Consider the following 21682-nt stretch of genomic DNA (forward strand, 5'->3'; position numbering starts at 1 on the left):
CCGTTTTAATCCCTTGGTGGATTTTGTACGTATAGTTGTCGAACCTCATAAAGTTTTTCTAAATTAGAAATATGAATTTCATTTCTAACTTATTACATAAAATATGCATAAGACAAGGCGCATAATAATAATTGTTTTTATGATTTTAGCGGTTGGTATCGGAGGGTTTACTTTATACAAGATATACTTTTCAACAATCCCTTCTTTAGATCAAGTCTTAAAAGAAAGTGATTTTGCAGAGATGAAACCACCTAATAACCTGGCCAAACCAGGAACCATAGTCTCGATAGATGAAAATAACCCAGGAATCCTCAAGATTATATGTACTTGTGAAAAGGCATTTGGGGATAACATAGAAAATTCATTCCTAGTATCTAGGACTACAGATATTGATCTCACAACTAAACTTAGTAATAAACTCAACCTGGACCTTTCTGTATTAAAAGATGCCCGCTTTAAAACGGAAGCCAATGTCATACGGAATATGAGTCTAAAGCTTTCAAATGTTGAAATACTAGAGTTGCCCGATAATGCGGTATTTGAATATTTGAATAACCGTTCGGCCTCTTGTATTGAGGCAATAAATAATCGATTGAACTCTGGCAATAAAGTTTCATTAATCAAAAGAGTAATCAAGGCTGATGCAGAATATAGCGTGGATTTCTTTGAACAGATAGATGCTAGTACACAAACTCAAGTAGTAAACAATCTTGGTGAAATTCTTACTGGAGTTTCAGGTAAAAACGGGTCTATAAAATCGAATAAGATAATCGGTGAAGGACTTTTTTGGGGAGTTGATGATGATGTTAATTTAGGTAATCTACAACCAGGACAAAGTTTAGGGACGGGCTCAATTGAAGAAGAAGAGGGAATACTTGATTCTAAAAAGGGTTATCATATAGAATACGAACAAGTAAAATATGATGTATCCCCTGTTAAACAACCATCAAAAAATAGCTGTTGGATAACTGTTTATAAAATGATGCTTTCATGGAAAATGAAAGAAGAAGTGCCAATTGACTCAATAGCAAGTTATTTTGGTAATCCATGGGAAAATTATTATCTCAAGGATCTGAAGCTACCTGCTAATAAACTAAAAGATTTTCTGAGTATTTCAGGATTGTCTTCTATGCCACCAGCAAATTATATCCAATCTGAATATAGCAGATTATTAGAAGAGTATGGTCCCTTGTGGATGATCATTGCGAAAGATGCAAAGTATCCTTTAGCCCATGCAAAATTGCTTATTGGGATATATGGAAATCATCTGGGTAATGATTCTATACTTGAATTTATTGATCCTGCTGATGGTAAGGTACAGCGTCAAAAATTCATGGATTTTTTAGAAGATTATGAAAGAGAAGTAATATTTATAAATGAGAAGATACCAGGTACACCTTTAAAGGCCCAAATCATACACTGGAGAGAGAAAATATATGACCCCTCAATATGAACTACCAGCTTATTCCATGAAGATAAAAAAAAGGAATAACACGCTTTATATTTGAAATATAACCATAATTACTAATTATGTAACGTTTCACTTACTCTATTTTTTGCCTACATTTAGTCATAAATTAAATATACACTTATTTATAGAGAAAATAGATACATTGTATCTACCCGCTAGTTGTAGAAAATTAAAATTTATTAATATGAAAAAATGTAAGTCAAAAAAAATCAAAGAAAAAGTTGATGCCGCTATCGAAGCAAAAGAAAAGCTTGACGATTTAACACAATTAGTTATAGAGGAGGAATCTTCACATTTAGCTGAGTTTGAATCTCGAATTGATAAATATTTTAGTAGAATAGGGATTGAAGATGCTGAAGAAAGAGCTGGAAGTAGCAATATTAAAATTGAATACATAGATGAATTCAATATTGATGCGATAGCTGATGCAGTTAGTTCCTCTTTAACAGTTGCGATTAGTTCGTTAGGATCCAGCTTCACAACACTTATTAAGAATGAAGAAAATGTATCGATGTATACTGATATAGTTTCAAATGTTGCAGAGATTGCTAAATCTTCGTCAAGTTTAGCATCATCTCTTTCATTCTCAGGTAATAGAATTTCTGGAGGAGTTTATGCCTTTTTATATTCAGTAAGTACAAATGTGAAATTAGTAAATCTATTTGGTTCTAAAACAGTTAATATTTCTTCTGTTTTCTACAAGCTATATCAAAGTCTTGAAGACTTACAAAATAATGAAGGGTTCAATTCTTTGAAGCTGATGTATGATCAATTGGAAAAAGTAAAAAAAGGTCAAACAGTGTTACTTGAAGAATTTTTAGAAGGAAAAATAACAATGGAAGTTTATACTGCTAGAGATAATAATATGGAGTTAATATATAAGAAAATAAAAGACAGAATTGAATCTAGTGAACCTTCTGGAATAGTGGAGTCTGCTTCCTTAGGTACATTACCACAAGAGTTTAAAAGTATATTAGAACGAGCAGAAGTACAGTTAAAGAAAGAGCCAATTATATATAAACGATTCAAAGAAAAAATGTCTAAAGGGTATTTTAACTAAACCACTCTGCACTGAAAGTACAAAGGTTTATATATGGGGACTGAAAGTCCCTTACTCTAACATCATATTAGAGCCATCATCGTCTTTACGATGATATTCTAGATAATCATCTACCATTTTATCTGTGATATTGCCTGTGCCCCATAACCTTCTGCCCAAAAATGACGTCCCCAATATCTTTCTTTCAATTTCGGATATTCTTGTTGTAATATCTTTGAACTGCGACCTTTCATCCTTTTTACCATATCACTTATATTATTGTTGGGTGGATATTCTATATGCATATGTATATGATCTTTACTCACAACTCCTTTTAATATCTCTATCTCTTCTGTATCACATATTTGTATGATTAATTCCCGACATCGCCTTGCAAAACATGATATCTATACTTGGTTACCCAAACTATATGGACTGTTAAATGTGTGGTTGTGTGAGGCCTTTTCTATTCTTTTGCGTCATCTATCTAACTTAATAGATTTTTTCGCAATACTAAAGTGCTGTACTGAAAGTACAGGGTTTTGAAGTTTGTTCAGTCTCAAATAGCGTAAATGGCAATGTGTCAAACTCAATTTCCATATTAGTCAAATTTTTAATGAATAATAGATTTTGCTAGTAACAAAGTTGTTTAGGAATCTTCATCATTTCAATCGCAAAAAATATGGATTTTCACCTCCTAAAAAGTAAGGATTTACAACAAAGAAAGCACAAGTCTGAGAAGTTTTTTAGCTTAATGCGCAGGAATAGCAACAAAATGACAAGCTTTCAAATTAGACTGATTCTTGTACATAATTTCAGGAGTTTTCTTCATTATCTATAAGTTTTTTTATACTCTCCTGTTTTGGAAGGTTTTCAGGTACTATGCCTTTATCTAGTAAAGTGTTTCTAACACCTGTGTGATTATCTCTATTTGAGTCCTTGATTGCTACAGTTTCTTTTAAGTCTTTTTCAATTGTATGGTAATGAGTCATCTGTGTGGCTAAATCTCTTGCTGTTAATAATACAGTTTGCAAAAGTTCGTCAGGTATAAGTTCTCCATTCATAAATACTTTTTTCCCTGAAGTATCTATTTCTATATAGTCTTGTTCATTTAGCCCTCTTTCAAGTAATTCGTTTTGAAATTTCTGTTTAGTTGTTTCTAGTTTTAGAAATGCAGAAAAACGTTTGTCTTGCGATAGTTGTATTAATTTTTCTTCAGCAGCAATAAAATATTGGCGAGCCTTTCTTCCAAGATCATTATTTTCTACCATGCAAAGCTCTTTTGCCATGGTCATTGTTAACATATGATCAAACCCTTTTTGAGAGCCCGCTAAAATTTTAGCGACCTTAAAAAAATCTCTTTTTTCTACGAATTGGTACCTTTTAATACGGTTATTAATCCAATCTTTATAATGGCTTTTAACTCCTAAAAACTCATGAAGCTCTCTAGCAGAGATAACATTACCTTTATATATTTTAATTAATTCCATTGTAGTAAGTTTTCTTTCTCTGTTACTAATTTACTTTTATAACTGTTTTTAAACTTATATTTTCCCTTTGATACTTTTGATCAATTTTATCATTTCATCTAGTGAACGTTTTGCAGCTTTTTTATCATCCTTAGACATTAAATCTTCAAATGATCGAATCGTATTATTCAGTGTTACCATGTCTCCATGGTAAGGTTTTTTGCTACCTTTAGTATCTAATTCATCTTGAAGGTTGGTTTGCTTTAAGTCAACTTCAGCAGACTTTTTAAGGTCAGAATGAGCTTTATGGATTGACTTTTCACCAATTATAACTTTCTCTAATTCTTCCGCTGAAGCTTCTTTTTTTAGCTTATTGAATTTGGTGACATTTGCTCTAGAAACATTCGCTAATTTTGCTATCTCAGCATTTGTATTAACGGCTTTTTCACCTTTGGCTAAATTTAGCCTAACCCCTGATTGTTGATTCTCTTTAGCCTTTTCAGTTAAGAAATTAGTTAACTCAGTTGCTATATAAATTCTTTCTGCATCTGTTAAATTTCGTCTACCCAATTGGTTTTTGAGCATCCAAATCTTTATATCTTCTAAAGTTCCAAGTGCTAGCTGCTTAGTGGGGAAGTATGTAATTCCAACTTCTTTTCCTACTCTAAAACGGTGGTGACCATCAACTAACACATTTTTACCCTCAAACAAAGTAACTACTAATGCATCACGAATTCCTTCTTCTTCCAAAGAAGCTTTGAACTGCTCTAATTCCTCTGGCTTTTGCTTACGGATATATAATTCTAATTCTGAAAGAATCGTTATATCATCTTCCTTTAAGAAAGTAGGCTTGAAGTTTTGATTTAAAACTTGATTAGCTCTATTATCATTAAACTTCTTTATTTCATCTTTATTTATGTCTTGTTTTAGATAATCAAACGCACCCATATCTAATTAAGTTAATAAGGATTATAAATCAATTTTTGTCAATAATTCATCAATGAGAATATTCAGCTCATCTGTTTTATCTTTAGGATCTACCATTGGCTTACTTAAAGATAATTCTCTACTATATCTAATGCGATCTGATATTTTAGTTTTTAAGATTTCAATACCTGCGAGGTCTCCCATCTTTGCAATTTCCTTTTGTTCCAAGGTTACTTTTTTCGCCTTGTTTACAATGATAGAAGCAAGAGCCTTTAATCCTTTTTTTGCTCTACGCTCTTGACCAGCTAATACTACTGGAATTGTAATCATCGAACCCGATATTGAAAGTTCGTTTACTTCAATAGGAATTAAAACTACTGAAGAACACTCCACAACAGTAGAAGTAAAGTTTTGAAGGATAAATGAACCAGCTGTATCTACAACTACTAAATCATATTCTTTCTTTAGCTTTTCTACCAAATCCACAAACTCTAAAATAGGGTTACTCGATTCATTGACATCAAAAGCAATTACATTCACAATTGAATCTCCTTTATCCAGCTTTTTCGTCGAACTTTGGTAATCGGTATCAATAATGACAATACTTTTTTCGGGATGCTTTGCTTTAATTTGAACAGCGACTAAAGAACATAAAGTAGATTTGCCTACACCTCCTTTTTGATTTACTACTGAAATAACATCTGTATTTACTTGTAATAAAGTGGTAATCTCTGTCCCTAATGCTGCTGCTATTTTCGATAACTGACCAACATCAGCGGTGGTTGTTCCTTGTTCAATACGTTGGATAGTAGGTTTACTGATTCCTGTTTTTTCAGCTAATTCGCCTTGATTGACTTTTAAATTAGCCCGTAACCTCTTTATATTTTTACTGATATTGTTATTATCCATTTTCCCAAAAATGATTTCTTTTCCACAAATTAAATTATTTTATAATTAAAAAGAAATCATTTTTGATTTATATGTAGGAATTACAATAAAGTCTAATAGAAAAGATCATAAGTACTTATTAATCTTTTTATATTATATATTCTTTATTATTATGTTTTACATAATTCACTGATTTACAGTAAGAAAAGTACTTTAAAGGTATCTAGTTTCCCGCAATAAGGTATCAAAACCCCCGTATTTAAGGTATCACCTTACCCGCAGAAAGGTATCTAATGACCCATAATAAAGATATCAATTGACCCATACGGGTCAATTGATACTTTTCAAAAAAGGTATCAGGAGTCCCGTAACTGTAAAAATAACTTAATTTTACACTTGTGAAATACGGACTTCTTTATATCTTTAGAAGATAATTACGGACTTTTATATAGTTTTTAATGGAATCGTTATTAGATAAAATACGTATTAAAAGAGATAACAAGCTGGTAAATGCGTATCAAAGCAAGTTACAACCAGCAGCTCAAAAATTACTATTTTATTTATTCTCATATAATAAGGAAGAGTTATTTGAGAGAAATGAGAATGCAAAGAGTGGTTATGAGTCTAAAGGTATCACCTTACCCGTAAAAGATTTTTTGGGAGCATATCCTGGGGGGAAGGACTTAAAAGTAGTAGATGGTGCATGTTCTTTGTTAGCATCTTCTCAGATTAATATCACTAAAGAAGACGAAAAAAGCTATATTCCATTATTTGAACATATCACACTATCTAAGACAAAAATCCTATTTGAGTTTAATTCTCGTTTAGCTGAATTTATAGTCACAGAAGGTAGTAACAATTTCACTTCTTATTACTATAAACATATTCGTAAACTAAAGTCAGGAAACAGTGTTCGATTGTATGATATCCTTATTAATGGCTCTAGGAAGTATCCGAATAATATTATCCAACTAGATGAATTAAAGCAACGTATGGGATTATCTTCCACAAAAGCCTATCAAAAATTCTCTCTATTTAAGCAGAAGGTTTTGACTCCTTGTATCAATGATATCAACGAGAACTCAGATTTGAACTTGAAGATGAAGAATATCAAAACAGGAAGAGCTGTAACTGCGGTTAATTTTATTTTTCAAGAGAATGATCAAGAGGAAAAAGTAGAAGTAAACAAAGAGAATACATCTCAACAAGAATCTAAAAATGTATCTTTTAAACAAGCTATTTCCTTTCATATGGCTGTAGATCCAATATCCAATGATTTAAAGGTATCACCTGACCCACAACTTTCAGCAGTGTTGCAAGATAAAATCCAACGTCTTCAGCAACGATTAAAAGAAATAGGGATGGACATGGAAACAACTCAACTAGCTCTTAATCTCTATGCTAAAAATCCAGATTGGAAAATATGGCCAGAAGTAAATGCTGTGAAAATGGCTATCAAAGACGGAGAAAAGTTTCCAAATAAGCATACATTGAAGAAATGGATTATGGATGCATATGACACATCCTCAAGGTCATGAAATTATTCTCCTAGTTAAATTCAACTAAGTTATTAAAATTTTCGACTGATTATTTTTAGTATTCTATTTTCATTATCCTAATTGGCACAAGTTTAAAAATGTTCTTCAAAAAGTGATGACAGCCTGTAAAAATAGCGGTGAGAGCATTGAAGATCATTTTTACCAGGCGGTAAAAATGATCCGTTTGGCAAAAGGAGCCAAGAGAAAAATTGAAGACTTTGTACTAACTCGTTATGCCTGTTATCTCATTGCTCAAAATGGTGATTCTAAAAAGGAAGAGATTGCTTTTGCCTAAACTTACTTTGTAGTATATACCAGGAAAATGGAGAAGAAGTAACATTAGCTAATAGTATAATTCGTTATTTAACGAAATAGCTACTTTAATTGAAGCCTTATTTAAAAGTAATAAATGAGAAACCCAGCAAGAAGAAATAGAAACATAGGTACTCCCAAGCAAGGCTATAGTAAAGACAATCAATTGGTTGTTCCTTCCTCTTCTGTAGATATGAAATTCTTTTATGAAAGACTAGGAGCATATAAAGTAGTTGAACGAGTTATCAAGAATCATAAATTTAAATTTGTAGTAGAGAGTACTAGAAATAATTCTTTTCATGCTTGTACAATTGATGATATAGTAAAAGTACTTAATTATATTCCTAGTGAAGATTATGGAGAGCTAGAATTGATCATTTTGAGACAACCCACTAAAAAAGAAGAAAACCTTAAACCTGCTTGGGGTAGATTGATTTACTCATACGAATTTAAAGGAGAATATTTACCAGCAATAATTATTGAAACAATAGATTTAACCCAAAAATTTAAGTGGTCTAAAAAACTGAATATCGACTCCCAAAAAGAACTGGAAAGATTAAAAGAAGATGGTCATAATATTATTATGGGCAAAAGATTTTACGAAGCTGAATATAAATTAAATAACATTCGCTCTACTCAACTATATAGAACTCTTCCTCATGAGTTCGGCCATTATGTACATTATCTTGAAGTTGTAAAAAGGCCTCTAAGCGAATTAAAAGTTAAACTTGATGCACTAGATGCTCAAATCAATTATTATGATACTCAAGAAACTAATCCCCTTTTTAAAGAATGGGATTTACTGGATGATGAATATTATAATGAAATAACAAAAGCAGAAAAAAAATACTTCTCAATTCCTAAAAGTGAAAAAGAAGTTTTCGCTCACACCTATGCAGATAAATTAGAAGCCAAATTAGAAACAAATGGTATTATTCCATTTGATAGAATGCTAAATGAGGATGATATAATTGATAGTGGTTTAAGTCTAAATGATTTTAAGAATAACTAGCTAATTAACAGACAATTAATACATCTCTAATTCTTCTGAGAGTACTCCTCTTGAATATTTCATTCCTATAATCTCCATTATATCACTAAAAAAATCCCCAACAGTTTCAATATCTTCTGTATCACCAAAAGACATTTCATCAGTCTCTAGTGAACCAAACTTTCTTATATTTATAACAAATACTTTCAACATTTCATCTATCAACTGATTTTTACTCAACTGTAAAATAACATCATCAATAGTATTATCCATTAAATCTCTCATGTTACTATAAAATTCTTTAGCCTCTATAATCTCATGATTTATTTTTTTAGTCTTCTTTAAGAGCTGAAGCTTGTCTATCTTTTCCTCTATCGACTGTGCATCAGACAAAGTATTAAGCTTAACTCTTACATTATCCATTTTAATTATTTCTCCAAGCTCCTCCCACTTTTGTAAAATTGCATCAGTATCTTTTATATCCCATCCCCATTTTTCAGACCTTCTGAATGACTCAATTATAATCTTTTCTTTATTCCTCAATGAATACCCTTCATGTATATCTAAAATCAAAGAAAGTGAAGCATATTTTAAATAATCTTTGATGACCTTTACATCACTACTTTTTAGTGACCAATGCTTTAATTGTTTCTTAAATTTCTTAATCTCTTTTTCCATACTCAAACATAGAATTTTCTATCTATTATCTATATTCAAATAGTAAATCTTTTTCCTAAGCAAACTAATTCGCTAATTAACGAATTAGTTAAAAAATTAAGTTATATCTGTTCCTGATATATAAGCATGCATATTTTTAATACTTGCAATAGTCTCAGAATCTATATTTTTAAAATTGCATATTACTTGTCCGTGTACTTCTTTCTTCAATTTACTCAATATGCCTAAGTCTATAGACTTTAATGTTTGATAAAGAGGAGAGGAGCAATCTGCCCAAGTCATCGCTGTATTTACCTGATTAATTTTAAGAACAGTAGAAAAAAGTGGTTCTATCAAGTGCTCAAAACCAGACTTTACATAAATGCCTTCTAAAGTTAGAAATTTGTAGTTTCTATTAAACAATCTGTTGAGGTATGGAATATAGGGGAGAAGCTTAAAAGTAATTTTACCAGTAATGCCTGGTATTTCCATAATTTGCCAATAATCCTTTTTGGCTTCAACACCTGCAACTATTCCATGTTTATCATCTTCAATTACGAAATAATCATTATCATTTAGCATATTTTCGAAATTGAACATCGCATAGTTTTGGTAATACTCTAAAAGTAAATTCTTCATTTCTGGCTTTTCACTTTCAGTGAGTCTTCTAACTTTAGGATTTTTCTTAGGTTCTAATCGACTAAAAAGCAAAGTACTAAACTGATGTGTTTTTGTAAACCCAAACTCTTCGCATAATTGAGCTGATCTCTTATTGAAAGCATCTACATAAGCATAGTGAAAAAACTTTTTTGAGTTTTCTATTCCGAAGAAGTCACCATTCAGTAAAGCATGTATTTCTTCTTTTAGAATGTTTTTACTTTTCTTATGAGGTCTTGTGTACGCTTTTATCCGATACTGATCTTTAATTGTAAAATATCGAATATAAAATGAAGTCAATTGCTCTGGACTATTAGGATTTTCTCTTTTACAGAAACAACAGGTACCAATTACTCTATTGCCCTTTTTTAAAGAAACAAAAAACGGATTTGGAATTCGCTCAACTTTCAGCTGAGTTGTCATCTGTTGGTATACCATTCCTTTGCCTGGTGTACCAATTATATTCTCTGTTAATATATCAATCACCTCATTAGAGGCTTTTTTACTCACATTAAAAAATCCCAAACTTTTCAACTCCATACAATTTCCTTAAAAATAGTCACGAATATAACTATTTACAGTTATACAGTTTGGTTGAGACAAAAGAGAGATACGTATCTAATTCGTTAATTAGCGAATTAGTTAAATTATGAATCACCTCTTTTAAAAATGCCTAAACCATTAGTCATCAACTCAAAAGCTTGTGCTGTGTAAGCACCAATGTTACGAATATTACCATCTTGGTGTAATAAGTATATTTCTCTTAATTTTTTACGAACAGCTTTTTCTTCAAACTTGATTAGTATTCTTTCTGCCTGCCAATCAGATAAACTAAATTCTTTAGTTAATCGAGTAAATAACTCCTGGTTAACAGCTGGTGCTTTCATCAATTTAGGTAGTCCATCTTTTTTAACCAGTATATTAAACTTTAGATGAGTAACTTTTCTTCCTGTCTTTTTCTCCTTATAATCGAAAATGATATCTGTCGTCTCATTTAATTCTTCTTTGGCTACATCAAGTACTCTTCGTTTAAACAAATTAAAGTCTTTATAGCGCTCACTACCAGTTTTTGAATCAATTAGACTAAGTCGAAGTTTTAATTCATCTACACTGATATACATAGCTCCTGTGTCCTTATACTGACTCAACATCTGATACAACCTCTTCGAATATTTACTTTTCACTGCTAGAGCCATAAAAAGCTGGAAAGTGGTAAAGCTCTTTTTAAGGTCAAATAAATAAGGTCTTATTTTCGGATCGAGAGATAATTCAATTGTACCTTTATTTACATGATATTTTGCGGAAGATATCAAACCAATTTGCAACAATCCATCATTTTCTTTAATCTCATAAGTACGTGACCTTAGGTTAAAAGTAGCATTTTTTAAATGAGAGTATTTTACTTCAGACTCTACTAAGTTCTGTAAATCCTTTACCTTTACCATGTATGTTTTTAGAGGATCATCATGATGATCTAATTGTGATAATAACATGAACACTACATTCATTTCAGTAGCACTCATTTCGTATCTAGCTTCAGTTATCGCATTAGATTGTTTTATTAGTTTATTTTTAACACTTCCCATATTGCAAGGTATTACTTATTCCTACAATAAAAAACTAGTGTAGGGTAAAAATGTAGGAGTTTACGGAAATTTTGTAGGCAACATTCGGAAATAATGCAGGAGATAAACAGACTTTTTGTAGGAGTTAACGGAAAAAACGTAGGGGTTGACGGAAATTTTGTAGGACTAAGTACATGAAATTAGCCTATAAAGTATTGATTACCAGAATTTTAATTATAACAAAAATGGGCTTACAATCAAAATACAAAACATTACAAAATAACACAATATTGTGTGTTATTTTTTTAGTAATTATTTTTTTGACCTATGAAGTAAACGATATTGAAACTTATCTTCCGCATAAATAATGCATAATAAATATTATAGAATACATATTATTTAAAATAAAATACATAAAATGTAATGAATAATATATTTTAAATATTAAATACGAACTCCTACATTTTTTCCGTCAATCAATTCGGAAAAAATGTAGGAGTTAAAGATTTGTAAAACTTATATAATATTCTGAAAGTGGGTGATTTTATAGAATATTTGGTTTAATTGAATTTTTAAAGAATACTATTTGGTTAGTTTTACATTGTTTTATATCCAACCATTTTACCAAAATGGGCTGTTGGGCTAGAATTGTTTTAATAAAGGTTTTTATGATAGAATAATGTTTTTATTAACATAAATGATTATTATGAGATTAATATGAAATTTTCAATTTGATTTTTTTGTCTCCTATATTTCCATTCCAATTTAACTTAAGTGTATTGTTTCCAACGGTTAAATTTGTCGGTAGACCTGTTTCTTTTGTGAAAGTTTTTTTCAATAAAATTATTTTTTCTTTTTTAAGCGGCTTATTCTCATAAGTAATAAAGTCATTTAATAGATAACTAAATTCTGTCTGGTTTTTACTGATGTCATGAACTTCAACTCTTTTCTTTTTTACTTCTTCTGAAACATTTTCGATTTGTTGGAGAGTAGTAATTATTTTATCTCTATACTCTTCTAGAGTATCAGGTCTGATTAGATTTGCTATATCAATCCTAGCATCCTCAATTTCCTCTTTAGCATCACCAATTTCCTGACTAATGTTTAGTATTTTTGTACTAAGTAGATTGATACTATCAAAAGCTACTGTAGTTTGCTTTTTTACATCATCCTCAATTTGAGATAATTTCCTTAAATTATCATAGACAGAATTATTATAATTTCTAAATAATGTAGAGGTATAGCCTAGATATGAGTCATTAATTCTACCATAATAATCAGAAAGTATAGTATCTTCCATTTCTCTAGCTCTATTTGCTAATTCAATATCAGTTAAACTTTCTTTATATTTCTGTGCTAAGCTATCTATTGTCGTATTAGCCTTTTTCATCTTCGTACTATATTCTTTGAGCTGATTATTATATGACACACCGAAGACTAGAAGAATTATTCCGATAATTGCGGAGATTGATATCACTAACCCCTTTACTAGCTTATAAGCTTTACCAATTACTTTATTAGCTAATATAGCTTCATAATCATCAGTAGTTATTTCTAGCCATTTCTTTGAGGAGTCGCTTTGAGACGTATTTTCAGACATAATTTCAGATTAAAATTTATCACTAATGAAAACCATTAGTTATTTAAAAGTAAATTAAAATACCTAAAAAAGGCTATTTATATTATCTTTCATAAGATACATTATTACTTTATTATGGCCTCCAGTATTTCTATTAACTTTGGTAAGTATTCTCCTGTAGCTTTAATTTCCGCTCCTATGATGACTCCTATAAAGCCAATTAGAGGTGTTTTCCACCATCTTTTTTCTCTTTTATATTCTATTTCTCTTGAATGAAGATTAATGGCAGTTTCAATTAAAGTAGATATATCAGAATTATTTAAAGGCATTCTTGAAATTCTCTCTTTGCTCTTTTCATCAAGTTTTTTATAATCCTCCTTTGTTATTATTTCTTCTCTATCTACATCATACAGTTTTTGATAATTACGCCGCCATACTAATGAGACTTTTTCTTTCTTGGAATCCATCCTAAAAAACTCAGGATGTTGTTCAAAAATATTCTTCCAATACAAATCATTTTTATTACTTCCTTCTATTCTGTCTGACCATGTAGAAAAATCAGCTTTATAAAACTTGTAAGTGCCCATAACTTGTATTGCTGCAATCACATCCGGAAGTCTTCTATTGTTTTTGATATATGGTGTTGTGATACGGTTTTTACTCACTCCCAACCTATGTATTAGTCTACTCAACATATTTACTTTTAATTTTTTTTTCAATATAATATTGGTTATTTCGGAGTGATCGTCCCATTCATTTCGGTTTAAATTGTGCCACTTCAAAATAGGCACAATTTAGTGAAAAATTAATTCTATTAAGAGAATGTTTAGATTTTCAACCTACTATTTTTTGCTAAAATGATATTGATAAAAGCAATTTGCAACATTTATGTGGATAGCTAGCAGCAATCTATATTTATGACATTTACGGTCATTGATACATTTATTCTTATCAATCCTTTGTCTTGATTGACAAAAGCAACAAACTTAATATTTTGACTATCTAAAGCTACTTATGAAGGGCTTGCTTCATCTTCTTTTAAAGTTTGAAAAACCTTACTAAGTGTTCAAAAGCTTTAGTTAGATTTCCATTTTTTTACCATTGGTAATATAGGATAATAGATAAATGAGATTGATTTTTAATGTCGATGTTACGCCATTGACTACCTGTACAGGTCACTAATGTAATTGCATCGAAAACCATACGTAAATCTGTTTTACGTTTACAACCATTATTTACAATATTCCCACTGGGTGTCGGTAAGGGTCTTTTGCGACCGTTGCATAATTTTAAAGTTTTGTTCAACCATGCAACGGTCGCTGCAAATTAACCTATCTCTTCTTTTTATCCTATTTTAAATAATTTCTAAATATCAATACATACAAAATCCTAAACATACTCTTAAATATTAGATTTTGAACACTGAACATTATTAGAGATTATTGACTGCGTGTTACCATTTTTTTATTAAGTGAATGAGATACTAATTTTTAGTTATCTTATGTAAATCTATTAACTAAACCACTTTATACTGAAAGTACAGAGTTTTAAAACCATTTCTGAGACCAAATAAAGTCTAATTATTATAGTTAACATATGTACCAGCTTGGAAATCGTATATTAATTGTTTTACATCATTGAGAATTGGTAAATATAGATCACTTTGTTCCTGAAAAAAATCTATCGCTTTTTTAAGATGTTCAATTGCTTCATCATTTGTGTAAACTCCTTCTATAATTACTTCCGTTTTTGTACTTTTAGTTAATGACTCAAATGATTTATTTCTGGCGTCTTCAAGCGAATCAGATTTTGTGCGTTTTGCAATTTCTTCTTCATGATAACGAATGCTAGTTGATATATCTTTTGTCAATTTTAAATATTCGCCAACTGAAAGAGTACCTTCTTTTACTTGAAGAGCTAGTCCTACCCTCGCATCAGCAAGGTATTTAACTATAGCATTAAGTGATAATAAAAGCCCTATTTCGACATCCTCTACTATCAAAGTTGGACTGAGACCCATTTTATACAGAATGGTTTGAGCAGTAATTGCTTCTTTACCAAATGTTTCTTTATCTTGAATAGTTCTTGTCTTTATCGAAGTAAATACTCTAAAACCTGGAGCTATGTTATTCGCGTTGAAACTAAAAGCAGTACCAGTTGTACTGGTCGTTTTTAATGCTTGAGCAATGCCATTAAATAAATCTGTGAAAATTTTAATATTCTCTGGTTTGGCGAAAACCTCTAGTGCCTTATTGGCACCTAGTGCTATTGCTGCCGTATTTAATAATCCCTTAATAATAGGAATTAGTGCATCAATATTAAATTCATGTGTATAACTGACCTTAACCTCTGTGCTGAGACTATTAAAGCTAAAGTCATTAACACCATTAATATCTGCATAATCTTTAATGAGGTTATCAAATTCAGTAATTTCTTCTTGTGTAACTTTTTGCATATCGGCGTCAAGCCTTCTAATAACTTCGAGAGCTTCTTGTGATCTTTTTACAGCTCTCTCAAGGGATGCACTTCTACAAGCCATAGTGATATAATTTAATAATGAATGAATTTTCGTTTAAAAATTAAAAAAAACAACTTCAGATGAAACTCAGTTTTAGGTGTTTTTAGTAATAAAGTATTTATTTTTTTACGTTTAGGTATTAATTAAAAATGATTAATAAACTAATTCCCAAAAAAGTCAATATCTAAAATAAATAAACTTGTTATAGTATGAAAATCAATAAGTTAGCATAAAACCCCATAGTCCTGTACATAATCCAATTGCACTTAATATTTTTGATAATCAGCTTTTTGGGAATTAGAAAATGATCTATTGCTAATAGTATAATATTGTTAAATAGTACTTTTATAATGGATATTATGACATAAACAAAATTTTATAGTAAAGCTTAGTATTTCAATGGACACATAAAACCTTACTACTAATGAGTAAACTAATACAGTTATTCTACTTGTAACTGAATACAATAGACTTTTTCCTGTATGAAAATCAAAAAGTTATATCAGAAGAACTTTATTTTTATGCTTATAATATTTTCCAGTAATTATAAAAATATATTATATGATTTTCGTATTTCCTTCAACTGAAGTATGCCAATCAGTATCTAAGCTAAATGTTTCAATTTCTAAAAATCTCTTAATTATATTTTGAACACGTCCATTATTTAAAAAAAATGAATGCCAATTTGCAGTTATAATTCTTCCATCCAATCTTTTTTCAATCCATCTGCTTTTGACAGTTACTGTTTTAATATAATCTTTAAAAACTTCAGCACTTTTTAAGTGTACAGTACCATCTCCATTATCATCTTCATCTTCTTTTGAGAAAATAAATTGATTTTTTACAATTTTTGATTTAGAATTTACTTTTAACTGTTTTTGAGTTTCATCACCTATTCCAGCTATAACAAGCATATTTTTTCTTAATTCTACACTCAACTTTGAAAAATCAAAAATCAAATTATTATCACAACGTACTTTTTTTAATTCATTGAGCCTGGTTTCAAATTGTTCCTTTGTATCATCATCAAGATTATTTTTTTGTTGCCAATGCTCGAAGTTGTACAAATCAAATTCTGTAGTACTATCATTAAAAGATATTGCATCATTATAAACTGGGCATAGTTCAAATATAGAAGGAAATGTTCTAGCTATTTTCCGAAAATCATCGCTAGAATTGAATAATTTAGATTTTCCAATAATTATATTAAACATTGCTTCAACTGAACCTTGAAAAGGAGGAACTGTAAATATTACTTTTTCAATAATATTTTGCATTTCAGTTTTGGGAGATAGTTGCTTAAAAAAGCCTGAAAAAACAAGGCATCCCATGCTATGAGTTATGAAATTTATTTTACTAATATTGTGTTTTTTTTGAATTATTCTCACAAACTCATAAAGCTTTTTACCAGAGATAATGTTTGATTTTCTCCAATCATAACCAAATATATATATTGGATAACCTTTGTGTTTAAGAAAATTTATAATTTCAGAATAAGCAATGTCTTCAACATCTTGTCGCTCGATAATAACTTCTTTTGTTTTATCTGTTTCACCATCGAGTTCTAAAGTTAGATCATATAAATTATCGAAATACTTATGTATACCAGACCATATAGTATCAAAATCATTCTTATTTATGTTTGATAGTTTTGTTCCTTGTATTCCGGGTATTATAATTATTGGTTTTTTCATATTACTATTGGAAATAGAATTGAAATAATTTTTTTTAGAAAAAAATCAGCAAGTTATATCAGAACGATTCTATTGTACTTACTTTAATTTATCTACTAGCAAGATTTTTTAAAAAATCTATACTTGGAGCAAAAAAATACTCTCCTCCTTTCATAGAAATAAATCCTCCAAAATCAAAATCAAATTCCTTTTTATTATTATAAGACTCAGGCCATTTTTGGCTTCCTTTATTTCCTTGACCAATTAAAGGATCAATGCCTGTTTTATCTCTAAATGGTGGGAATCTTACTTTATTTGCCCAAGTCTTTTGCATAAAATTAAACTGTTTTCTTAAACTACTTTGGAAGCACATAAAAAGCAATCCTTTTTTATTAGTATCTTTTTGTTTGCCATATGGTATGCCTCTTCTTATAATAAATCTCTTTGGGACAAGAATACCCTGTCCTCTAGGGTTAGTTTTACGGATGTGTGAATGAAATGGACATTTTAACCCTTTTTGATCTTCTTCTTTATAATCAAAGTTATTTTGCGAGTTGTTTAGACCTGTAGGAGAATCACTCAAAACTAATGGTGTACCATCCTTAAACCTTCCAACAGCTAATGCACCTGCAAATTCTTCCTTTGTTACATTCTTTTGGAGTTGTGTGTTATTTAGTTTTAATTTTTCACCTAAAATAGATATCTTTTTTTCAAAACCAACCACATCTTGTTCAAGTTTTCTAAATACACAAAAACTTCCATAACTATGATTGCCATCTTTTACAAAAGGATCTTTAACAAGAATAATATCTAATGGAGCAACAGGATCCCATTTATCTATTCCACCTTTTTTTATTGTTTCTTCAATATCATCTTTAAAAAAAATAGGGTCACTTATTCCATCTTTAAATCCAAAATGTTCGATTCCTCCCGGAAGTTTGACTCCATCTTCTTCTTGTACAATATCTCCCAAGCCAATTAATGATGTTTTAACTTCATCTATTTTATTAAGAAGTCTTTTTTCATCATCATCAGCAATAATTATCGCTGCATCAATTTGTTCTTTGTATCCATTTTCCCAATCCTCAATTGAGGGATCACCTAACTTTCTTCGAACTTTTGCAGATTTCATGCCTTCTCTAAAAGAATCATTTCCATTATTACATAATGGTTTTATATCTTCAAATCCTAGTTCTTCATATCCAGTTGCAGATAATAAAAAGTTCATAAAAACTCCTCCATCATGATCTTTTATAATTTTTCTCGTTTCTTTTGTTGCTCTTTGTTTAAAAGCTGAGGTGATCTCCAACTTTGATATCCATAATTTTATATCTGCTTCTTCGCCTATAAAATCTATAAATAATATTTTTACATGATTTCTACCATGAGATTTTAAAATATTTCCCTGAAGGTTGGTAAGTATTTTCTGAATAAAAGGTGATTTTGCATCTATGCCATTTGGGGTATTTAAAATAGTTTCCATAAAAGTTGTAATTAATTATGATATTTGAAGTTTATCATATGATACTTTTCATCATATAGTATAAGTAGTGAAAATTCTATTTTTCTGATGTTAGTCAGGATATAATTTTAATAATAAATTAAGCCCAACCACAATTAATAGCATATCTTACTATTTGAGATCCATTTTTCAAATTGAGTTTGGACAAAATATTTTTTCTATGAGTCAAAACAGTATGCTTTGATATAAATAGTTTTTCTCCTATTTCAGGAGATGTATCTCCTTCAGAAATTAATTTAATAATTTCTATTTCACGAGGAGTTAACATACATCCTTTAACAGGGTTTTTATTTTTAATAATATTGCACTTATTGTTATTATAAATAGATTTTATAGTCTTTATAAGATCATCTATTCCTTTTTCTTGTAAAAGTAGAGTATCAATATTTTCCTTAAATTCTAAAGGAATATTTCTTTTATCATTTTGAACATTTATTAGTAATACTTTTGTCTTTAATTTATAATTATGAATGTATTCTATAATATTAAAATTACTAATCATTTGTAAATAAGCATCTAATATTATTATATCTGCTTCTACTCCATTTAAAAGTTTTACGGCATTTTTTACATTTCTTGCTTCGCCTATTATAGAAATATCAGAATCTTTCAGTATACCTTTTTTTATTGCATCCATCGTAATCTGACTAATATCAGCAATTAATACTTTTATCTTCTTTTTGGTAGCAGAGTTTAACATCTGTTTTATTAATTATAATGCGGGGTGAAAATATTTTGTTATTTAGTAGCATAATAAATGCTATAGGTGTTAATGATAATTTACTTATCATTTAATAAGCAAACTAAAGGAATTTATTTGGCTTTTATTATATAATATATGTAAGCATTTTTAGGTCTTGTTTCATTTCCCCCTGATGGATCAATAGTAGCTTTATTATCTCCTGAAGCAACTAGGTGTGGACCAGGTTGTTTGTTTTCCTGATGATGTCTTGTAGCATTTGAATTATGAGTGTGGCGTTTAAATTCATCCTTTTGAAATGATCCTATTCCTTCACTTTGTTTGCCATCATATTTTTCTCTTAGGTTTACATCTGGATCAGCATATTCATCATCCCTGCCTTGATTAACTCCTCTCAAAAATATTCCTCGAAGATCAGGTAAAGTATATTCATCATTATTATCTCCTGTAATAGGTCCCCAGTAATCTGATATAACATCACAAAGATCAGGGAACTTTCGTCTAGGTATTTTTGAACCATCACAAATTAACCAATCAGTTGTTGCTGTTTGTAAAAGTGCAAGACTACCTGCCCAAGCAATAATAGATCCTATAGGAGTTTCCATATTTTAATAAGTTTATTATTATAAAATTGATACAATAGTATTTTCTATCATCTAAATGATTTAAACTAAAAGTTATATTGAATTCCAATATAGCTACCAGCAGGTTTACTTTTGAAAGTAAATTTTAAATCATTTTTTTTGAATTATTCATAATTAATATCTCAATTTTATTACTTTATGCAGAGATAAATTAAAAGTCTCCATGAAAAATAAAATATTTTAATTTTTTTATAAAAATGCTATATACTATTAATAAAATGACTGAAAATGATCTTTTATCAAAAATAAAATCTGGAGACGAATCAATATTAGAGTATATTTATTTAGAATACAGAAGTGAGTTTTTGATATGGCTATCAAAGAAGTTTAATTGCTCTGAAGAAGATTCACGAGATATTTACCAGGTTTCAATTATAATTTTTTATGAAAATATCATTCAAGGAAAATTAATACAGCTTAATTCTTCTCTTAAGACCTACTTATTTAGTATAGGAAAGAATAAGATGTTGGAGAAATTGAGAAAAGAAAATATCATAATTAATGATCTAATTAGTTATCAAAATATTGCTCAATTAGATTCAGAGTTACTTAAAGATTTTGAGGAAGATTTAGTTTTAGTCTTAGATTGTTTGCGACATTTAGGACAAAAATGTATAGAACTAATAACATCTTTTTATTATAAAAAGAAATCTTTTGAAGACATTGCAAAACAAATGGGTTATGATAGTGCAAAAGTAGCTAGGAATCAAAAATATAAATGTATGAATAAACTTCGTGAACAAGTATTATCTAAAAAAAAATAATTTGAAGAATTACTTTTATGGAAAATATAGAAAGAAATATCTATCTAATAGAACGAAAATACGATAATTCACTTACTCCAAATGAGCAAAGTGAATTTGAAAATAAACTTAAAAGCGATAAAAATTTCCAATCGTTATTTAAAAATGAAAACCTAATGGTAGGTGGAATTATTTACAAAAAGAGATTAGAATTGCTAGATAAAATAAAACATATTGAAGCTAATTATCAAAAAGAATCACAAAATAACAATATTTTTAATTTAAAACCTGGTAATAAAAAATTTTGGAGTGTTGCTGCTGTGATTACTATAATTATAAGTGTAACTTCTTTGTTATTAGATTTTTCAAAATCTAATAATTCTGATCTATTTGATACTTATTATTATACTTATGAAAATATTTATAGAGTAAGGAGTAATAATGAGTATTCCAAAATTGATCAGGCTTTTGAGGCTTATGATAAAGGTAATTTCTTAGATGCATCCAATTTATTTGAAGAAATATTAGGTACAGATGTAGACTATGCCATTATTTTTTACATTGCAAATACACAGCTAGAAATGGGAGTATATGAAAAGGCAATAACTAATTACAGTAAAGTTATTGCCAATGATGCAAGATGGGGAATTCCTGCAGAATGGTATCTTGCACTAACCTATTTAAAAATTAATAATATAGAAGAAGCAATCAGTACTTTTGAAAGTATAAAAAAAAGCAATAATTCTTATAGCTCAAAAGCAAGTGAAATAATTACTAAATTAGAATAAT

The 21682-nt window shown here is 29.5% G+C and carries 20 protein-coding genes and 1 pseudogene; 7 read left to right on the plus strand and 14 right to left on the minus strand.

The genetic code is table 11. The features are described 5' to 3' along the window. Positions 1–103: 103 nt before the first annotated feature. Positions 104–1453, plus strand: a complete 1350-nt coding sequence (locus OQ292_RS40395) for a papain-like cysteine protease family protein (RefSeq protein ID WP_284689927.1) — start codon at positions 104–106, stop codon at positions 1451–1453. A gap of 202 nt (positions 1454–1655) precedes the next feature. Next, complete coding sequence (locus OQ292_RS40400) at positions 1656–2531, plus strand: hypothetical protein (protein ID WP_284689928.1); 876 nt, start codon at positions 1656–1658, stop codon at positions 2529–2531. Between the two features lie 51 nt (positions 2532–2582). Here the strand turns inward: OQ292_RS40400 and tnpA are convergent. The 4 genes and pseudogenes from tnpA to OQ292_RS40420 form a co-directional block, all read right to left on the minus strand. Beyond that, positions 2583–2940 (minus strand): annotated as a pseudogene (gene tnpA, locus OQ292_RS40405) (IS200/IS605 family transposase). Between the two features lie 385 nt (positions 2941–3325). Continuing rightward, positions 3326–4000 carry an antA/AntB antirepressor family protein gene (locus OQ292_RS40410; protein WP_284689929.1) on the minus strand — a complete coding sequence of 225 codons (675 nt, stop codon included), beginning with the start codon at positions 3998–4000 and terminating at the stop codon, positions 3326–3328. Positions 4001–4054: 54 nt separating this feature from the next. Further along, on the minus strand, positions 4055–4927 hold the full coding sequence (locus tag OQ292_RS40415) for a ParB/RepB/Spo0J family partition protein (protein WP_284689930.1): 873 nt from the start codon (positions 4925–4927) through the stop codon (positions 4055–4057). Positions 4928–4948: 21 nt separating this feature from the next. Next, positions 4949–5815: an AAA family ATPase gene (locus OQ292_RS40420; protein WP_284689931.1), complete on the minus strand. Its 867-nt coding sequence runs from the start codon at positions 5813–5815 to the stop codon at positions 4949–4951. A gap of 437 nt (positions 5816–6252) precedes the next feature. On the opposite strand from OQ292_RS40420, the gene OQ292_RS40425 reads away from it, so the two are divergent. From OQ292_RS40425 to OQ292_RS40435, 3 genes are all read left to right on the plus strand, one after another. Continuing rightward, positions 6253–7332 carry a replication initiation protein gene (locus tag OQ292_RS40425; RefSeq protein ID WP_284689932.1) on the plus strand — a complete coding sequence of 360 codons (1080 nt, stop codon included), beginning with the start codon at positions 6253–6255 and terminating at the stop codon, positions 7330–7332. A 115-nt stretch (positions 7333–7447) separates the two neighbouring features. Next, complete coding sequence (locus OQ292_RS40430) at positions 7448–7627, plus strand: hypothetical protein (RefSeq protein ID WP_284689933.1); 180 nt, start codon at positions 7448–7450, stop codon at positions 7625–7627. Positions 7628–7741: 114 nt separating this feature from the next. Continuing rightward, entirely contained in the window at positions 7742–8656 is a 915-nt protein-coding gene (locus tag OQ292_RS40435) for a hypothetical protein (RefSeq protein ID WP_284689934.1), read from the plus strand. A 15-nt stretch (positions 8657–8671) separates the two neighbouring features. Here the strand turns inward: OQ292_RS40435 and OQ292_RS40440 are convergent, their stop codons facing one another. The 10 genes from OQ292_RS40440 to OQ292_RS40485 form a co-directional block, all read right to left on the minus strand. Further along, positions 8672–9313: a hypothetical protein gene (locus OQ292_RS40440; protein WP_284689935.1), complete on the minus strand. Its 642-nt coding sequence runs from the start codon at positions 9311–9313 to the stop codon at positions 8672–8674. A 96-nt stretch (positions 9314–9409) separates the two neighbouring features. Further along, positions 9410–10489: a hypothetical protein gene (locus OQ292_RS40445; protein ID WP_284689897.1), complete on the minus strand. Its 1080-nt coding sequence runs from the start codon at positions 10487–10489 to the stop codon at positions 9410–9412. Positions 10490–10596: 107 nt separating this feature from the next. Then, the gene (locus tag OQ292_RS40450) at positions 10597–11535 is read right to left on the minus strand and encodes a replication initiation protein (protein ID WP_284689898.1); all 939 of its coding nucleotides are present in this window, start codon (positions 11533–11535) and stop codon (positions 10597–10599) included. Between the two features lie 691 nt (positions 11536–12226). Next, positions 12227–13114, minus strand: coding sequence for a hypothetical protein (locus tag OQ292_RS40455; protein WP_284689899.1), 888 nt, complete (start codon positions 13112–13114; stop codon positions 12227–12229). Positions 13115–13218: 104 nt separating this feature from the next. Beyond that, entirely contained in the window at positions 13219–13812 is a 594-nt protein-coding gene (locus tag OQ292_RS40460) for a hypothetical protein (RefSeq protein WP_284689900.1), read from the minus strand. 857 nt (positions 13813–14669) lie between these two features. Next, entirely contained in the window at positions 14670–15632 is a 963-nt protein-coding gene (locus tag OQ292_RS40465) for a hypothetical protein (protein WP_284689901.1), read from the minus strand. 536 nt (positions 15633–16168) lie between these two features. Then, positions 16169–17305 carry a lipase family alpha/beta hydrolase gene (locus tag OQ292_RS40470; RefSeq protein ID WP_284689902.1) on the minus strand — a complete coding sequence of 379 codons (1137 nt, stop codon included), beginning with the start codon at positions 17303–17305 and terminating at the stop codon, positions 16169–16171. Between the two features lie 88 nt (positions 17306–17393). After that, the gene (locus OQ292_RS40475; RefSeq protein ID WP_284689903.1) at positions 17394–18767 is read right to left on the minus strand and encodes a Dyp-type peroxidase; all 1374 of its coding nucleotides are present in this window, start codon (positions 18765–18767) and stop codon (positions 17394–17396) included. 118 nt (positions 18768–18885) lie between these two features. Then, positions 18886–19506 (minus strand): response regulator transcription factor, encoded by a 621-nt coding sequence (locus OQ292_RS40480; RefSeq protein WP_284689904.1) that lies wholly within the window; start codon positions 19504–19506, stop codon positions 18886–18888. Between the two features lie 113 nt (positions 19507–19619). Further along, positions 19620–20111, minus strand: coding sequence for a tail fiber protein (locus OQ292_RS40485; RefSeq protein ID WP_284689905.1), 492 nt, complete (start codon positions 20109–20111; stop codon positions 19620–19622). 257 nt (positions 20112–20368) lie between these two features. Here OQ292_RS40485 and OQ292_RS40490 point away from each other — a divergent pair, with 257 nt between their 5' ends. Together OQ292_RS40490 and OQ292_RS40495 are read left to right on the plus strand one after the other, a co-directional pair. Continuing rightward, positions 20369–20914, plus strand: coding sequence for an RNA polymerase sigma factor (locus tag OQ292_RS40490; protein WP_284689906.1), 546 nt, complete (start codon positions 20369–20371; stop codon positions 20912–20914). A 17-nt stretch (positions 20915–20931) separates the two neighbouring features. After that, a complete protein-coding gene (locus OQ292_RS40495) occupies positions 20932–21681 on the plus strand; it encodes a tetratricopeptide repeat protein (protein WP_284689907.1) in 750 nt (249 codons plus the stop codon). The last annotated feature ends 1 nt before the right edge of the window (position 21682 follow it).

It is taken from the genome of Chondrinema litorale, from assembly GCF_026250525.1.
GTDB lineage: Bacteria > Bacteroidota > Bacteroidia > Cytophagales > Flammeovirgaceae > Chondrinema > Chondrinema litorale.

Excerpts from the sequence above, each read along its gene's own strand:
- OQ292_RS40480 (WP_284689904.1), bottom strand. The coding sequence starts at position 19,506 with ATGTTAAACTCTGCTACCAAAAAGAAGATAAAAGTATTAATTGCTGAT.
- OQ292_RS40400 (WP_284689928.1), top strand. The coding sequence starts at position 1,656 with ATGAAAAAATGTAAGTCAAAAAAAATCAAAGAAAAAGTTGATGCCGCT.
- OQ292_RS40485 (WP_284689905.1), bottom strand. The coding sequence starts at position 20,111 with ATGGAAACTCCTATAGGATCTATTATTGCTTGGGCAGGTAGTCTTGCA.
- OQ292_RS40430 (WP_284689933.1), top strand. The coding sequence starts at position 7,448 with ATGACAGCCTGTAAAAATAGCGGTGAGAGCATTGAAGATCATTTTTAC.
- OQ292_RS40415 (WP_284689930.1), bottom strand. The coding sequence starts at position 4,927 with ATGGGTGCGTTTGATTATCTAAAACAAGACATAAATAAAGATGAAATA.
- OQ292_RS40490 (WP_284689906.1), top strand. The coding sequence starts at position 20,369 with ATGACTGAAAATGATCTTTTATCAAAAATAAAATCTGGAGACGAATCA.
- OQ292_RS40455 (WP_284689899.1), bottom strand. The coding sequence starts at position 13,114 with ATGTCTGAAAATACGTCTCAAAGCGACTCCTCAAAGAAATGGCTAGAA.
- OQ292_RS40450 (WP_284689898.1), bottom strand. The coding sequence starts at position 11,535 with ATGGGAAGTGTTAAAAATAAACTAATAAAACAATCTAATGCGATAACT.
- OQ292_RS40440 (WP_284689935.1), bottom strand. The coding sequence starts at position 9,313 with ATGGAAAAAGAGATTAAGAAATTTAAGAAACAATTAAAGCATTGGTCA.
- OQ292_RS40420 (WP_284689931.1), bottom strand. The coding sequence starts at position 5,815 with ATGGATAATAACAATATCAGTAAAAATATAAAGAGGTTACGGGCTAAT.
- OQ292_RS40410 (WP_284689929.1), bottom strand. The coding sequence starts at position 4,000 with ATGGAATTAATTAAAATATATAAAGGTAATGTTATCTCTGCTAGAGAG.
- OQ292_RS40495 (WP_284689907.1), top strand. The coding sequence starts at position 20,932 with ATGGAAAATATAGAAAGAAATATCTATCTAATAGAACGAAAATACGAT.
- OQ292_RS40465 (WP_284689901.1), bottom strand. The coding sequence starts at position 15,632 with ATGGCTTGTAGAAGTGCATCCCTTGAGAGAGCTGTAAAAAGATCACAA.
- OQ292_RS40475 (WP_284689903.1), bottom strand. The coding sequence starts at position 18,767 with ATGGAAACTATTTTAAATACCCCAAATGGCATAGATGCAAAATCACCT.
- OQ292_RS40470 (WP_284689902.1), bottom strand. The coding sequence starts at position 17,305 with ATGAAAAAACCAATAATTATAATACCCGGAATACAAGGAACAAAACTA.
- OQ292_RS40395 (WP_284689927.1), top strand. The coding sequence starts at position 104 with ATGCATAAGACAAGGCGCATAATAATAATTGTTTTTATGATTTTAGCG.
- OQ292_RS40445 (WP_284689897.1), bottom strand. The coding sequence starts at position 10,489 with ATGGAGTTGAAAAGTTTGGGATTTTTTAATGTGAGTAAAAAAGCCTCT.
- OQ292_RS40435 (WP_284689934.1), top strand. The coding sequence starts at position 7,742 with ATGAGAAACCCAGCAAGAAGAAATAGAAACATAGGTACTCCCAAGCAA.
- OQ292_RS40425 (WP_284689932.1), top strand. The coding sequence starts at position 6,253 with ATGGAATCGTTATTAGATAAAATACGTATTAAAAGAGATAACAAGCTG.